Origin of the sequence: Methylobacter svalbardensis (assembly GCF_037671525.1) — a bacterium.
GTDB lineage: Bacteria > Pseudomonadota > Gammaproteobacteria > Methylococcales > Methylomonadaceae > Methylobacter_A > Methylobacter_A svalbardensis.
Window position 1 is genome coordinate 1 of record NZ_JAWPOH010000069.1, and the last position, 15,362, is coordinate 15,362.

11 protein-coding genes and 1 pseudogene are annotated in these 15,362 nt (G+C 46.7%); 5 read left to right on the forward strand and 7 right to left on the reverse strand.

Annotation, left to right across the window (positions count from 1 at the left end):
• Positions 1-111 precede the first annotated feature (111 nt).
• The 4 genes from miaA to RW114_RS17370 form a co-directional block, all read right to left on the reverse strand.
• Complete coding sequence (gene miaA, locus RW114_RS17355; RefSeq protein WP_340124022.1) at positions 112-1,089, reverse strand: tRNA (adenosine(37)-N6)-dimethylallyltransferase MiaA; 978 nt, start codon at positions 1,087-1,089, stop codon at positions 112-114.
• Positions 1,090-1,179: 90 nt separating this feature from the next.
• Positions 1,180-3,042 carry a DNA mismatch repair endonuclease MutL gene (mutL, locus tag RW114_RS17360; RefSeq protein ID WP_340124023.1) on the reverse strand — a complete coding sequence of 621 codons (1,863 nt, stop codon included), beginning with the start codon at positions 3,040-3,042 and terminating at the stop codon, positions 1,180-1,182.
• Between the two features lie 115 nt (positions 3,043-3,157).
• Positions 3,158-4,585 (reverse strand): efflux transporter outer membrane subunit, encoded by a 1,428-nt coding sequence (locus tag RW114_RS17365; protein ID WP_340124024.1) that lies wholly within the window; start codon positions 4,583-4,585, stop codon positions 3,158-3,160.
• A gap of 6 nt (positions 4,586-4,591) precedes the next feature.
• Positions 4,592-7,441 carry an efflux RND transporter permease subunit gene (locus RW114_RS17370; protein WP_340124025.1) on the reverse strand — a complete coding sequence of 950 codons (2,850 nt, stop codon included), beginning with the start codon at positions 7,439-7,441 and terminating at the stop codon, positions 4,592-4,594.
• On the opposite strand from RW114_RS17370, the gene RW114_RS17375 reads away from it, so the two are divergent.
• Positions 7,347-7,550, forward strand: a complete 204-nt coding sequence (locus RW114_RS17375; protein WP_340124026.1) for a helix-turn-helix domain-containing protein — start codon at positions 7,347-7,349, stop codon at positions 7,548-7,550. The genes RW114_RS17370 and RW114_RS17375 overlap by 95 nt on opposite strands.
• Before the next feature lie 67 nt (positions 7,551-7,617).
• Positions 7,618-8,922, forward strand: coding sequence for a hemolysin family protein (locus RW114_RS17380; RefSeq protein ID WP_340124027.1), 1,305 nt, complete (start codon positions 7,618-7,620; stop codon positions 8,920-8,922).
• Between the two features lie 472 nt (positions 8,923-9,394).
• On the opposite strand, the gene RW114_RS17385 is transcribed toward RW114_RS17380, so the two are convergent.
• The 3 genes from RW114_RS17385 to RW114_RS17395 all read right to left on the reverse strand — a co-directional run bounded on the left by RW114_RS17385 (position 9,395) and on the right by RW114_RS17395 (position 12,636).
• The gene (locus RW114_RS17385) at positions 9,395-10,675 is read right to left on the reverse strand and encodes an N-acetylmuramoyl-L-alanine amidase (RefSeq protein ID WP_340124028.1); all 1,281 of its coding nucleotides are present in this window, start codon (positions 10,673-10,675) and stop codon (positions 9,395-9,397) included.
• A 75-nt stretch (positions 10,676-10,750) separates the two neighbouring features.
• Positions 10,751-11,173 carry a tRNA (adenosine(37)-N6)-threonylcarbamoyltransferase complex ATPase subunit type 1 TsaE gene (tsaE, locus tag RW114_RS17390; RefSeq protein ID WP_340124029.1) on the reverse strand — a complete coding sequence of 141 codons (423 nt, stop codon included), beginning with the start codon at positions 11,171-11,173 and terminating at the stop codon, positions 10,751-10,753.
• The gene (locus RW114_RS17395; RefSeq protein ID WP_340124032.1) at positions 11,170-12,636 is read right to left on the reverse strand and encodes an NAD(P)H-hydrate dehydratase; all 1,467 of its coding nucleotides are present in this window, start codon (positions 12,634-12,636) and stop codon (positions 11,170-11,172) included. Before RW114_RS17395 ends, tsaE begins: the two co-directional genes overlap by 4 nt.
• A 283-nt stretch (positions 12,637-12,919) precedes the next feature.
• Here RW114_RS17395 and queG point away from each other — a divergent pair, with 283 nt between their 5' ends.
• The 3 genes and pseudogenes from queG (at position 12,920) to RW114_RS17410 (ending at position 15,151) form a co-directional block, all read left to right on the forward strand.
• A complete protein-coding gene (queG, locus tag RW114_RS17400; RefSeq protein ID WP_422614834.1) occupies positions 12,920-13,984 on the forward strand; it encodes a tRNA epoxyqueuosine(34) reductase QueG in 1,065 nt (354 codons plus the stop codon).
• Between the two features lie 91 nt (positions 13,985-14,075).
• Positions 14,076-14,420: pseudogene (gene tnpA, locus RW114_RS17405) on the forward strand (IS200/IS605 family transposase); the annotation flags it as partial.
• Between the two features lie 146 nt (positions 14,421-14,566).
• On the forward strand, positions 14,567-15,151 hold the full coding sequence (locus RW114_RS17410; protein WP_340124031.1) for a DUF4124 domain-containing protein: 585 nt from the start codon (positions 14,567-14,569) through the stop codon (positions 15,149-15,151).
• The last annotated feature ends 211 nt before the right edge of the window (positions 15,152-15,362 follow it).

Here is a 15,362-nt window from a genome sequence, read left to right on the forward strand (position 1 = left end):
TAGCTGAAGCCGCTCTCAATGAGGATTTTGATAGGGTTTGCCCCAAACCCGGCAACCCCTCGAAAAATTCGTTGGTGGCCGTATTGCTACGCATGGTGGCTTGATGATTTTTTAGGAAACTTCAGTTTGACATCCTCCCCGGTCTAAAGACGACAGCTGACCATCAATTTCTGCCAACACTTTTGCTAATAAATCCTTCTGGCCGGTTTGGAAATTTGCCGATGCGGTTTCCCGGCGCAACCAGGTGAACTGGCGCTTGGCCAGTTGTCGGGTGGCGATAATGGCTTTTTCGGTCATGGTTTCAAGGTCGTATTCGCCTTGCAAGTACGACCAAGCCTGCCGATAACCAACGGCTCTGATCGACGGTATTTTGTCGGTTAAATCGCCTCGCTGATAAAGTGTCGCCACTTCGTCGATAAAACCCTGCTCCAGCATTTGCTTAAAGCGCCGGGCGATAATGCCGTGCAATATGGCGCGGTCTTGCGGGGCGATAATCAGCTTTATTTTTTGATAGGGGATGTCTTGCGCCTGGGCTGCGCTAAAAAAAGACGTTAACGGTTTGCCGCTGATTGCGTAGACTTCCAGAGCGCGTTGGACGCGTTGCGGATCGTTGGGGTGGATTCTCGCCGCAGCTTCCGGATCTATCTCGGCCAGTCGCTGATGCAGAGTTTCTTTACCCAGTTGCGCCAAGTCCTGATCGAGTTTGGCTCTGATAATTGGATCGGCTTCGGGCAGAACGGCAAGTCCGCTATTCAGTACCTTAAAATACAACATGGTGCCGCCGACCAGTATCGGGATTTTTCCGCGCCGGCTTATATCGTCCATTATCGCCAGCGCCTGTTTCCTGAACTGGCCGGTGGAATAGGCTTCTGCGGGATCGAGTATGTCGATCAAATGATGCGGGATGCCGCCCCGTTCGTCCATCATGGGTTTGGCTGTACCGATGTCCATGCCTTTAAACACCAGCGCTGAATCGACGCTGATGATTTCGCCATTAAGCGCCTGGGCGAGTTGTACGGATAACGCGGTTTTTCCTGAGGCGGTAGGCCCCATCAGGAAAATGACGGGAGGATGGGGTTGATTCTGCATAATTCAACTATTCAGCTTATAGAGAGACGGGACGCAGATTAGAAAAGGCAACCAAGACGGAGGGCAAAAAAACGCCTTTCGCCTATCATTTCATTGGCCGCGCAAAAAGAATTTATCGAGATCATGAGTCGATAATTCTACCCAGGTGGGTCTGCCGTGATTGCACTGCCCTATTCTTTCGGTTTGTTCCATATCCCGCAGCAGGGCATTCATTTCGTCGACGGTCAAACGGCGATGTGCGCGGACCGAGCCATGACAAGCTACTTTAGCCAAGATTTCATTGGATTTTTCCTGTATCCGCTGACTCATGCCGTGCTCGATCAGGTCGGCCAGCACGTCGCGAATCAGGGTTTCCTTATCGGTATTGCCCAATAAAATAGGTATTGAGCGCAGCACAATGGTTTCCGGCCCTGAACGGTTAAGCTCAAAACCCAGGGTGTTGAAAAACGCGTGTTCGTCTTCGGCTAAATCCGCTTCGGCTGCACTGACGGTTATTTTAATCGGCAATAATAAGGGCTGACTGGGCACAGTACCATTTTGATATTGCTGTTTTAGTCGCTCGTAAGTGACCCGCTCGTGCGCGGCATGGGCATCGACCAGGATGATGCCGTTGGGGGTTTCGGACAAAATATAGATATTGTGCAGATGCGCGATGGCGTGACCTAGCGGCATGGCTTCCGGTTGAGTTACCGGTACCATCGGCTCGGATTTCGGATACAGCGATGCATAGGCTTGGATGGCTTCTTCTACCTGTAACGGTAGTGATGCCTGCTGCGGCGGACTTGAACGGTAAGACGGTTTAGCGTCAAAACTGAATATTGATTGTCGGGCTACGTCCTGCCCATGACTTTCAGGGACTGGATCAACCCAAGCCACATTGTTTGTAGTGCCCGAAACAGAAGGTGTTTGCGGCGACGATTCGGAATCCGGTTGTCGGCTGGTGCCGTGTCCCGGTCTTAGATTTGCCAATGACCGATGCAGGGCCGAAAACAGAAAATCATGCACCAGACGGCCCTCCCTGAATCGGACTTCCAGTTTTGCCGGATGGGCGTTGACATCAACCAGCGTCGGATCGAGCGTCAGATATAATACAAAAACCGGATGCCGCCCGTGAAACAACACATCCTGATAAGCCTGTTTAACGGCATGGGAAACCAGCTTATCCCTGACCAGTCTGCCGTTAACATAGAAAAACTGCATATCCTGCTGACTGCGGGAAAAGGTCGGCAAGCCAACCCAACCGGTCAATTGCAGCCCCGATGCTGCAAAGTCGATGGTTATCGAATTTTCGATAAAAGCCGATCCGCAAATACCCGCAATCCGTTGCTGTTGCTCGCTGTCCGTTGCGGCCGGTTTTAGATTGAGCACTTCCTTTTGATTGTGCGACAGGCTAAATCCAATATCGAAACGGCTCAGCGCCATGCGTTTGATCAAGGTTTCTATGTGAGCAAATTCGGTTTTTTCGGTTTTTAAAAATTTGCGTCTGGCCGGGGTGTTGTAAAACAGGTCGCGCACATCGACAGTGGTGCCTTGCGGATGCGGATCGGGTTGCGGATTAAAATCCTGCTCAGTACCGTCGGCATTAACGCGCCAGGCACAATCGGCATCGATAATGCGTGAAATCAACGTAAGCCTTGAAACAGAGCTGATACTGGGCAAGGCCTCACCGCGGAAACCCATGCTGACCACTTGCTCCAGATCTTGTAAGCTGGAAATTTTACTGGTCGCATGTCGGGACAAGGCCAACGGCAAGTCTGCTTTGACGATGCCGCAGCCGTTATCCCTAATTTTTATCAGCCTTGAGCCGCCCTGCTCTATCTCGATAACGACTTGGCTGGCTCCCGCATCAAAGCAATTTTCAACCAATTCTTTAACGACCGAAGAGGGTCTTTCGACTACTTCGCCAGCGGCAATCTGGTTAATCAGTTGAGTGGGGAGTGAATGAATACGCATCAGCAAGCCTAAAACAAATAACGTATTTTATATGACTGGTGGGGATTTTTCACACTTCCTTTTGACATCCTCCCCGACTTAAAGAACGGGGAGGATGTCAACGTGTGTACTGCGGCTATCTCCAGCCCCCGCCTAATGCTTTGTAAATGTTTATTGTTGATATCCGTTGTTGTTTGGTCACATGGATTAATTCAATATTAGATTGCAGTGCATTCTGTTGTGCCAGAAGCACCTCTAAGTAGCTTGCCCTGGCATATTTATAAAGCTCTTTAGAGGTATCGACCGACTGTTTCAACACGTCGCTTTGTTGTTTTTTTAGCGCATTAATTTGTTGCAAATTCTGAATATTGGAGAGTTCATTTGCCACTTCAACATAGGCGTTCAAAATGGTTTTCTGATAGTTATACATTGCGGTCAACTGGTTTGCTTTTGCAGTGTTGAACTGTGCTTTCAACGCATTCATATTGATCAGCGGTGCAACTAAAGTTCCCATAACGGAATAGGCAATTGAGGCAGGTGACATAAATAAAAACTCGGGATTAAATGCCTGAAAACCAAAACTTGCCGTAATGTTAAAATTTGGGAAAAATGCGGATTTTGCCGCTTTCAGATCGAACTTTCTGGCCTCAATCTGGAATTCCGCTGCACGGACATCGGGGCGGTTTGCCAATAATTGCGAGGGCACACCGGCTGAAATTTGTTGCGGAATCTCTTTGAAAAAAACGTTTTTCGTCCGTTCAATCGGTTGCGGATAGCGCCCTAACAGAAAGTTAATTTTGTTTTCGGTTTCGGTAAGTTGTTGCAATACATTTCTTTCCAATACCTGGGTATTGAGCAGTTGTGCGTTAAATTGTTGCACGGCTAATTCATTTGCCCGGCCGGCTTCTTTTTGCAGTTTAACGACTTCCAACGCCTCCTGTTGTTTCCGGATGGTCTGTCTGATAACGTCCAATTCATTATCCAATGCCAGCAATTCATTATAGAAAATCGCAACATCGGCAACGAGATTTGAAATGACAAAATTGGTTCCTTCGATGCTTGACAGGTATTGCGAAATGGCCGACTTGCGCTGGTTGCGCAACTTGCCCCAAATATCAACTTCCCAGGATGACTGTAAGCCTAAATAGATATCAGGCAAATTGACGGGAATGTTTTGACCGGGGGTGATTTCGGTAGTCGCGTTACCTGCACCGTCCATAGTGTAAAGCCCGAACCTGCGGACACTGCCGCCTACATTCAAACTGACTTGCGGCAACAACGCACCGTTTGCCAATTTCACACTAGAACGCGAAATTTCAATGCGCTGCAACGCTATTTGTAAGCCAATATTGTTGCTGATGGCGGTATCGATCAACTTTTGCAGCAGCGCATCGGTAAAGTATTGCCGCCACTTGATGCTAGCAATGGTGGTGCTGCTTTTCTGATTTTGGAAGCTTATCGGTATTTCCTTTTCGGGAATAGGCAAGTTGGTATTGAGCGAGCATCCGCTGAAGCTTATCAGCAAAAACGCAATGCTAAGGGTGTAATAAATTCTAGTCGTCATTAGGGGTTAAATAGTTTCAGTGAATGGCGTTTCTTCTTTTTTTGGGCCACGATGATACTTTTCTGTCAGGGTGGCAAAGATCACATATAGACCCGGGATGATAATTACCCCGAAAATGGTCCCAAAAATCATTCCCCCTGCTGATGCCGAGCCGATGGTGGTGTTGCCGATCTCTCCGGTCCCTGAGGCAAACATTAACGGAATAAGACCGGAAATAAAGGCAAATGAGGTCATTAATATAGGGCGCAAACGCAGTACCGCGCCTTCAATAGCGGTTTCAAACGGCGTTTTTCCTAGACGGTGCTGTAATGTGGCGAATTCAATGATCAGAATGGCGTTTTTGCCGAGTATGCCTATTAGCATGATCATCGCTAATTGCGCGTAGATATTATTTTCCAAGCCCATAATCCACAGTAAAAACAAGGCGCCGAATATACCAATGGGCAACGAAAGAATAATCGGCATGGGCATCAGAAAACTTTCATACTGTGCCGCGAGAAGCAAGTAAACGAATAACAAGCAAATCATGAACACATAAATTGCCTGGTTCCCTGCCTGCGCCTGATCTCTGGATGACCCTGCCCAATCGTAGCCAAAACCTTTCGGTAATTTTTGTGCCGCCACATCTTTAATGGCAGCAATAGCCTGCCCGCTGCTGTACCCTAAGGCAGGCTGTCCGTTTACCATGGCTGAGGTGTACATGTTGTAGCGTGTCACCTGCTCAGGGCCATAGACTTTTTCAATACGAAGAAAAGAAGAAAAGGAAACCATCTTCCCGGCATCATTTTTGATATACAACTTCATCAGATCGTTAGGTTGAGCTCGATATTCGGGCAGCGCCTGCACCATCACTTTATACATCTGGCCAAAACGGATAAAGTTAGTCGCATATTCACTGCCCATCAGGGTTTGCAGGGTACTCATGGCATTTTCGGCAGTGATCCCTTTTTGCGCGGCCTTATCGCCATCAATATGCAGTAGAAACTGCGGAAAACTGACATCAAAGGTGGTGAATGCATTGACTATTTCGGGCCGCTTGTTGAGTTCCTCTACAAAGGCATTAGCCACTGTCTGTAATTGCTCAAGATTGTCCGAACCGGTTTTATCTAACAAGCGCATTTCAAAACCACTTGAATTGCCGTAACCCGGCACCGGCGGCGGGGTAAAAAATTCTATGCTGGCATCTTTGATGTGTTTGGTTTTTTCTTCAAGAACGCTGATAATTTCTTTATCAGAGGCCGCCCTTTGATTCCAATTTTTTAAGCTGATCAGATTCATGCCATAAACAGCGCCGGTACCATCAGAGAGTAGGCTGAATCCTGCCAGGCTTGAAACCGAATTGACGGCGTCTATAGTGGATGCAATCCGTTGCACTTCATTGACCGCTTTTTCGGTGCGTTCCAGAGTCGCGCCTGAGGGTGAGGTAATATTCGCGTATATAGTCCCCTGATCTTCTTCAGGAATAAAACCCGACGGTACAAAAGTCCCTATCAATCCGGCACCCACCGAAAACCCAATTAATATCGCAAAAGTGATAAGCCTTCGGTTTGCGATCGCACCGATAAGCTTCTTGTAGTTGTCAGAAAGCTTGTCGTACCAACGATTAAACCCAGCAAAGAATTTTTGCAGCCCCGATTTTTTATGGTGTTCGGCGTTATGGTTCTTTTTAAGAAACAAGGCGCATAAGGCGGGCGTCAATGTCAGTGCGGTGATCCCTGAGAGCACAATTGAACAGGCCATCGTTAGGGAAAACTGCCGGTAAAAAATTCCCGTCGGTCCATCGATGAAGGCAACGGGTAAAAAAACGGCCGCCATCACCAGCGTGATCGCAATAATCGCCCCGCTGATTTCACGCATGGCTTGTTCCGTGGCTTTCATCGCACTGATGCCCGAATGCTCCATTTTGGCGTGAACGGCTTCAATGACCACGATGGCGTTATCGACGACAATCCCAATGGCCAGTACCAAAGCAAATAGGGTAATGAGGTTAAGTGAAAAACCCATTAATTGCATGAAGAAAAAAGTGCCGATCAGCGATACCGGTACCGCGATAATAGGTATGATGGTTGAGCGAATATCCTGTAAAAAGATAAATACCACTAATGCTACCAATACGAATGCTTCCATCAAGGTTTTAATAACCTCATGAATAGACGCATCCAAAAACTCGGAAACGTCATAACTCAAGCTGTAATCCATCCCTGGAGGAAAGGAATTTGATTTGATCTCCTCCAAGGTCTTTTTGATGTTATTAATCACCTCTTTCGCATTGCTGCCCGGACGTTGCTTCAACATGATGGCAGCCGAGGGTTGTCCGTTTTCCTTGGACAGGACATCATAATCCTGTGAATCGAAATCAACTTCAGCCACATCCTTTAGCCGCAAAATCTCTCCATTCTCTTTGCTGCTTAGTACGATATTTTCATAGGCTTCTGTCGTATTGTGCTTGCCGGTATATTTTAAAATGTATTGAAGTGTCTGCGCCTTTCTACCTGAGCTTTCACCAATTTTACCCGGCGCGGCCTCTACATTTTGCGCTTTTAATTTTTCAATGACCTCAGAAGGCGAGATGTTGTACATGACCAATTTATCGGGTTTCAACCAAACACGCATCGCGTACTCCCTTGCCCCCATAATGTCGGCAAAACCCACCCCTTCGATTCTTTTCAGCTCTTTCAGGATGTTGATGTCGGTAAAGTTATAAAGAAATTTTTCGTCTACGGTCGAATCCTTACTGAGTAAGTTGACACATGATACCCTTTTGTTAGAAGATTTGGCGCAAGCGTCGAAAATACCCGTCAACGATAAGAATTTTCTGGAGTTGGCAATGATGCAAGGATGGACAGCAGAGGACATTCAGCAAGCCTATATTCGCCATGTTTTAGCAGTAACCGGCGGTAATAAAATTCAGGCGGCCCGAATACTGGGTTTAGATCGAAGTACCTTGTATCGTAAACTGGGGTAATGCCTACTTACCGGGGTATTCACTAATTGTTTTAATAGTTTTTATTCATGCATTTTTGACAAATTAAATGGCAGATTTTTATGCAAATATAGGTCTTATTTTTTTGTTGATATTGATAAATGGGGTGTTTTCCATGTCGGAAATGTCCGTCGTCTCATCAACTAAAGCACGGCTGCAAAAATTAATCTCAGAACGACGTTTGGGAGCCAAAGCAGCACTTGCGCTCCACGAAAAGCCCACACACTTCTTATCAACGGTACAAGTTGGTATCACGGCGGTCGGGATTTTGAGCGGAGCATTCGGTGAGGAAATATTACGGACACCCTTGTATCAAGAGCTTTTGCAAATCCCATTGTTGGCACCTCATGCAGAAACGCTGGCTTTAATGCTGACCGTGACCATAATTACCTATTTTTCAGTGGTACTTGGCGAGCTAGTGCCTAAACGCCTAGCCTTGCAAAACCCTGAAGGTATCGCTGCCACCATTGCAAAACCGATGCAAGGACTGGCATTACTGGTAAGCCCTTTGGTTTGGCTACTGTCCGCATCAAGCCACTTTCTGCTCAGATTGTTGAGACTTCATCGAACCCTAGAAACAACAGTAACCGACGAAGAAATTCGAATCATGATGGAAATGGGCTCCGAATCTGGGGTATTCCACGCGAATGAAAGCCAATTAGTCAGCAATGTAATGAAAATGGATGAAGTGCGCGTCAGGGCAATTATGGTTCCTCGTCAAGAAATTTATATGATCGACAGTTTGGAAGAGTCCGATAAACAACGAAGTAAAATCGAACAGTGTCCTTATAATAAAATAGTCGTCTGCCGGGGTGGATTTGAAAATGTGCTTGGAATCTTGCATTGCGGCGATTTGCTAAAAACAATGCTGGGCAATCCTGAGTTCAACATTGAAAAGGCATTAAGACCGCCGTTCTATATTCAAGAAACCATGACGCTTACACATCTGCTCAGTCACTTCCGGGAAGCCCGATCAGATTTGGCATTGATTGTCGATGAATATGGCGATATAGAAGGACTCGTAACCGTAATAGATATACTCACCGCGATTGTTGGTGAACTTCCCTCTGTGCCCCCTGAATCTTCTTTTGAAGTTACGCAACGATCTGACGGTTCGTGGTTGATTGATGGGGATGTGTCCATTGCCCAGCTTAAATCGACTATCGGAATGAATGGCCAATTTCCTGGTGAATCGAGTAATGCGTATCACACATTAGCTGGAATGATTTTGTTTAATTTGGAGAGACTTCCTCGGTTGGCGGAAATTTATGAAACAGATGATTGGCGATTTGAAATTGTCGACATGGACGGTACACGGATTGACAAGATTTTGGTTAGTCAAAATTTAAAATAGCAAAATGAAGTTCAATTTGAAAAATTGATGACCTTGGGCTCAACTCTAATTTTCCTACAGAGATTAATGGCATACTCATGCCTGCATTTTCACAGCAGCTAGCAATAAGGAACATCCCGTTGGGATGAAGCCAACGATGGGAAAGGGGCATGCATGCCCTCCCCAATCCGCGCCCGATAAAGCAACATCGCTTCGCTTGTTGCGGGGCGCTCCTTTCGGCCTAAAGGCCGAGGTTTAAACCAGCAAGGAAGATTGATAAACCAGACTTCCATAATTTAAAATCATTCTTATCGGAGGTTTATATCCCGAATTCTATGTCTACGCCTTAACATTTGTGGGTTTTTCGTGCTTTTCGTGTCGCCTACTTTTGGCTTTCGTGGACAATTCTCTTGGTGAATTCATTATTGAAAATCACCTAAGCCTTACGTGTGACATCTTAAGTGGAAAGCCTTAGCCTTTTGTAGTCTTAAAATCACATCTCCAAAGCTGCCATTTTGCTTTCCACTGGGGAAACTTTACTGAAATAACTGCGCACACCATCAAATATAGCCAGTGCTATTTTTGATTGATGCGTGGTGTTGACTAACTTAAGTTCTTCCGATGGATTAGAGATAAACGCCGTTTCTATCAAAATAGACGGTACGTCTGGCGATTTTAATACAGCGAACCCAGCCTTTTGCACTGACTTGTAATGCAATTCGCCGATACGTTCAAAGTTCCTCAATACCTTCCCGGCAATATTCACACTGGCATCTTCCGTAGCGGTCTGCGACAAATCCAATAATACTGAAGCCAGCACATCTTCTTTATCGCTTAGACTAACGCCACCAACCAAATCGGATGCATTTTCACTGTTAGCTAACCAACGCGCGGCTTCACTGGTGGCTCCCTTCGTGGACAAGGTAAACACCGAAGCGCCTTTAACTGTCGAGTCCTGAAAAGCATCGGCATGAATCGAAATAAACAAATCGGCCTTGGCCGCTCTCGCAATTTGCATTCTTTTTCTCAGACCGACGAAATAATCCCCTTTACGAACCATAACGGCCTTCATGCCCGGCTGTTTATTGATCAAATGCGCGAGTCTTTTGGCAATGGCTAGGGTAATCTTTTTCTCCTCGGTACCATTGTTCCCATGAGCACCGGGATCACTTCCCCCATGACCCGCGTCAATCGCAATAACGACGCCTTTATCTCGCCGTCCGGAAGTTTTTATTGATTTATCCTGACTGAATTCAACCTTTTCAGTTGCTATTTCTTGAGGCTTTTTAACGGGTTCTTCTGCATGTTGTTTAGTGTTCGTCGTTTTAGCGGCAGCTGTTTTAATCACTGCCTCCTCAGATTTCTTCGATCCTTTATTCAACAATTCGATGACCAGGCGATGACCATTCCTGCTATTGGTCATTAATGACATGTTCTTTGCGCTAATCTCTCTTTTTAAATCGACGACAATTCTTAGATCGGTTTTATTTCTGGTTGAAAAACGTACTCGGGAAAACAGCGGGTGGGATGCCGGCGGCTGGCTTAATGCCTGCTTGACATTGGCATTGCGCATGTCAATCACTAAGCGCGCCGGGTTCTTCATCAGAAAAACCCGGTGTTCAGGAGAAGATGTTACATCAAACAGCATTTGCGTTTGATCGGGCGTATTCCAATATTGCAGTAAACCAATATCGATCTGTTGCGCGTAACCGGGTACAGCTAATAACTGCAATCCAATAATAAACAAGACCTTCCAGAAACTTCCCATCGACATAAATCCAAAAAGCGATAATCTAAGTTAGATTATAGCAGTATGTAATTGTTTTTCCAGAGCAGTTGCATTTATTTTTTAACTATGGGTCGAACTACGTATAACTACTGAGCGACCGGATCCATCCGCAACCAAACTAACAATCCTATCCGGATCGGGTAAAAAACCTTTACCCATATCCGGCCATTCAATAAAGCAGATGCAATCCTGATCAAAATAATCCCGTATTCCAATCCACTCCAACTCTTCGGGATCGGCAATCCGGTACAAATCAAAATGGAATATCTTGCGTCCGCCTATCGTATATTCTTCGACCAGCGTGTAAGTCGGGCTTTTAACCGCACCGGTATAACCTGCCGCACGCAGGAAGCCTCTAACCAGCGTGGTTTTGCCTGCACCCAGTTCGCCATGCAAAAATATCAGGCACTTTGGCGGTAATTCCGCCCAAAGCTTGGCACCAAACTGTTCAGTCGCTTCGGTATCTTTTAAATATGTCTTCATTCATTTACCAATTGTCTAAGATAAGGCATCAAATCACTCGCCAGCAAACCTCTTTCCCCGTCTTTTGCTGCGGCTAAATCGGCTGCCAAACCGTGATGATAAACCCCTTGCTGTGCCGCATCCTGCAAAGATAAGCCCTGAGCCAGTAATCCGGCAATCACACCGGCCAGCGCATCGCCCATGCCGCCCGATGCCATGCCGGGATTTCCGCTGTTGGCAACGGCAAGCTGCTGTTCGGACGCGATTAATGTTCCGGCGCCTTTAAGAATGGCAACTCCGCCGTAGTTAGCCTGAATGGCCAAGGTTGCGGTAAACCTATTCTGCTGTATATCGGCTGTCGTGCAATTCAATAGCCGAGCCGCTTCGCCGGGATGCGGCGTTAAAATCCAGTTAGGCTTTGCTGCGGGTGATTTAGCTAACAGGTTCAAACCGTCTGCATCGACGATCATCGGTTTTTCAGAAATTCTCACTGCATTAAATAACGTTTTTGCCCAAGCACTTTGCCCTAATCCAGGCCCTAGCACAACGACATCGGCTTTTTCCAGCAACGTAGCGAGTTGTGCGGCAGTTTCCACGCCATGACACATTAATTCCGGCCTGTTCAGGTTCATCAGTCCGGAATGCTCAGGACGTGTCGCTATACTGACTAGACCTGCACCTACGCGCAAAGCCGCCTCGCCCGCCATTCTGGCGGCACCGGAATAGCCCAGATCACTGCCTACTATCAGCACATGTCCACAGCTGCCCTTATGCGCACAACGGTCACGCCGCGGCAATCGGGTTTTAACTACGCGGGTCGCCGTTGCTTTAAACCCGGAAAACACCTCGTCGGGCACGGCTAATTGGGCATAGCAGATCTCACCGCAATACTCGGCCGCCTGACCGGTAAATAAACCCTGTTTTAAACCGATAAAGGTCACCGTACAATCGGCTTTTATCGCACAGCCCATGACATTACCGGTATCGGCATTTAAGCCGGAAGGAATATCCACGGCAACCACGGGGGATGAATGGGCATTAATCATCTGTATCGCTTCAGCGTAAAGTCCGGTTAGCGGCCTATCCAGCCCGATACCCAATAGCGCGTCAACCAGTACATCGGCATTAATGACCTGCCCTGCCTGGAATGGCATCACGGTTCCATGAGCCTTACTATATTTCCGGTAAGCGAGCAACGCATTGCCGTTCAGTTTTTCGGGTTCTGAAGCCGCATAGACGCAAACCTTCAACCCTGCCGCCAATGCCAACCCGGCAATAATATAGCCATCGCCCGCATTATTGCCGGAACCGCAAAAAACCGCTACAGACAGGGCTTTAGGCCAGTGTTGTTTGATGCACCGGAAAACCTCATATCCTGCTCTGCCCATTAATTCAAAACCGGGAATGCCGCATTCCTGTATAACAATTCGATCCATTTTTCTGACCTGTGCCGCACGATAGAGTTTTACTGGTAAATTTTGCATGGTATTAAACACTGATAAATTTTTCATGGCATTAAACGCTGATAAAATGAATGTCTTTAATTTAAGATGCTATAGGCGAAAGGCGAAAGACAAAAAACCACTTTAAAAGTATATTGCTTTTTCTGAGAAACATAATAAATTTATTAGTTCATTAATAGATTGTGCATTGCGCTATCAGCATGAAAAGAAAAGTTTACTTCTAAGCCGGCGAAGCGGTGTTTTCGCCCTTCGCCTTGAACCTTCTTCATCCCTGTCAACAATTATGGACATCAGCAGTCAAAAAATGGCAAGCCTAGCCTTGCAAATCAAACAATGGGGGCTGGAACTGGGCTTTCAACAGGTCGGTATTACCGACACCGATTTGCCGGAAGCAGAAGCCCACTTGGAAAATTGGCTAGACAATAACTTCCACGGTGAAATGGACTATATGCAGCGTCACGGCCTTAAACGCAGCAGACCCGAGTTATTGCATCCGGGAACATTGCGTGTTATTTCCGTGCGTATGGATTACCGGACTGAAGCTGCCGCTGCTATGAATCAATCACTGGCCGATCCCACTTCGGCCTATATTTCTCGCTATGCGCTGGGTCGTGATTACCACAAACTGATGCGCAACCGCCTGCAAAAACTGGCCGATAAAATTCAGGCAGAAATCGGCTCCGACCTTCCAGGCTCAATGCGGGCTTTTGTCGACAGCGCCCCGGTTCTGGAAAAGGCTTTGGCCGAAAAAGCAGGCTTAGGCTGGATAGGCAAGCATTCCAATGTCATCAACCGCAAAGCCGGATCGTGGTTCTTTTTGGGCGAGCTGTTCACCAACCTGCCGCTACCGATCGACAGCCCTGCCGCCGCGCATTGCGGCGAGTGCCGCGCCTGTCTGGATATCTGCCCGACCCAGGCGATTATTGCGCCCTATCAGGTCGATGCGAGGCGCTGCGTGTCCTATCTGACTATCGAACTCTATGGTTCAATTCCGGAAAACCTAAGACCGCTGATCGGCAACCGTATCTATGGCTGCGACGACTGCCAAATCATCTGCCCGTGGAACCGTTTTGCCAGGCTAACCGATGAACAGGATTTCAGCCCCAGGCATCGGCTTAATACACGGCAATTACTTGATGTTTTCGCTTGGAGCGAAACGGAATTTCTGGCAAAAACCGAAGGCTCGGCGATACGCAGAATCGGTCATCAACGCTGGCTCAGAAATATCGCCGTGGCTTTGGGCAATGCACCCGCATCAGCGCTTATTGTTGACGCCTTAAAGCCTATGCTCAATCACGACTCCGATATGGTTAGGGAACACGTACAATGGGCCTTGGCACAGCATCAGTCAGTAATTAATCCTAAGTAAACCCCCAGCTCTGCTGGGGGACTCACAAAGTTTGACAATTACGGGAATCATCGCGAGCCTCCTAAAGTTCAAAAAGATAAGGAAACCAGTGATGAATACACCAGAGAGTTTAAAGCATACGAAATGGGAATGTAAGTACCACATAGTCTGGATTCCAAAATATAGAAAGAAAAGCCTTTATAAAGACTTAAGGCAATATCTGGGGGAAATGCTAAAAGATTTGGCATCACAAAAGAAATGTAAGATATTGGAAGGGCATTTAATGTCAGACCATGTTCACATGCTTATCTCGATTTCACCCAAATACTCAGTATCACAGGTTGTCGGATTTATTAAAGGTAAAAGTGCTATATCTATAGCACGAACTTATACGGGAAGAAGAAAGAACCTCACAGGTCAGATTTTCTGGACAATAGGGTATTACGTTTCAACAGTCACCTTTAGGTGGCGCATAAATTAACCCGCTTTGAGCGGTTCACATTTTTAAGCCTCCGGCTTTGCCGGAGGTTTTTGATTTAACATGACGCCAATCAGGATTGTTTGTATCATCCAGCCAACGCACATCGATACGAGTATTCAATGATGAAAATAATATTTTTTATTCTATTGCCCCTACTCAGTTTATCTGCCCAGGCTGAGGTTTTTAAATGTCAACTGCCATCAGGCAAAACAGTATATCAGTCTACGCCCTGCAAATCCGCCGTAAAACAGCAAGCTATTGAGATAGAGAAATCCGATCCGCGTAAGGTTGCCGAGAGAGAAGCCAAACTAAAAACCTGGAAGGAGGACTTTGCAAAGCGTGAACAGGCAAGAATCAAGGCTGAACAAGAGCGTCAAGCCGAACTGGACAGAAAAGCGGCGGTTGAGGCGCTGAAAAAAAGTGAAGGATATCAAAAACAGCAGGCCTATGAGGCAAAGCGATGGGCAGACGCCTTAGAGCGGCAAAATATGCAACCCCTCTATCAGCCGTATCAATATTTTCCCTCTTTTCCGCTTTATCGTTTCCTCCCGACTTATCCATCTTATCCGTATCATGTGCCTCATCATCGGCATAATCGTAAGGAAAAAGACGTCACCGACACACATCAATCTGAGCAGCGTGAATTAAAAAATCGCATAAATACTGATGCCGACAAGTATAGTGGACCCCATTGTCCAGACAAATAATGCCTTAATTTAAGATAGAGCCCTGTTCACACTCCAGCTGAATGGCGCTGTCCCAATTTTTTTATACGGGAACTGATATTTCGACCGCTCCGTATTTATCCACGATCATTGCACCGCCACCCCTAGCTGTTTGGTAAACCACACTGGGTGTTTCATAGCCCAATGATTGATGACGCCGCTCTTCATTATAAAACATGAAGTAGTCCGTCAA

Coding starts and splice junctions, on each gene's coding strand:
- RW114_RS17395 (WP_340124032.1), bottom strand. CDS start 12,636: ATGCAAAATTTACCAGTAAAACTCTATCGTGCGGCACAGGTCAGAAAA.
- mutL (WP_340124023.1), bottom strand. CDS start 3,042: ATGCGTATTCATTCACTCCCCACTCAACTGATTAACCAGATTGCCGCT.
- RW114_RS17380 (WP_340124027.1), top strand. CDS start 7,618: ATGGCAGATTTTTATGCAAATATAGGTCTTATTTTTTTGTTGATATTG.
- tsaE (WP_340124029.1), bottom strand. CDS start 11,173: ATGAAGACATATTTAAAAGATACCGAAGCGACTGAACAGTTTGGTGCC.
- RW114_RS17365 (WP_340124024.1), bottom strand. CDS start 4,585: ATGACGACTAGAATTTATTACACCCTTAGCATTGCGTTTTTGCTGATA.
- RW114_RS17370 (WP_340124025.1), bottom strand. CDS start 7,441: ATGTCCTCTGCTGTCCATCCTTGCATCATTGCCAACTCCAGAAAATTC.
- RW114_RS17410 (WP_340124031.1), top strand. CDS start 14,567: ATGAAAATAATATTTTTTATTCTATTGCCCCTACTCAGTTTATCTGCC.
- RW114_RS17385 (WP_340124028.1), bottom strand. CDS start 10,675: ATGTCGATGGGAAGTTTCTGGAAGGTCTTGTTTATTATTGGATTGCAG.
- queG (WP_422614834.1), top strand. CDS start 12,920: ATGGCAAGCCTAGCCTTGCAAATCAAACAATGGGGGCTGGAACTGGGC.
- miaA (WP_340124022.1), bottom strand. CDS start 1,089: ATGCAGAATCAACCCCATCCTCCCGTCATTTTCCTGATGGGGCCTACC.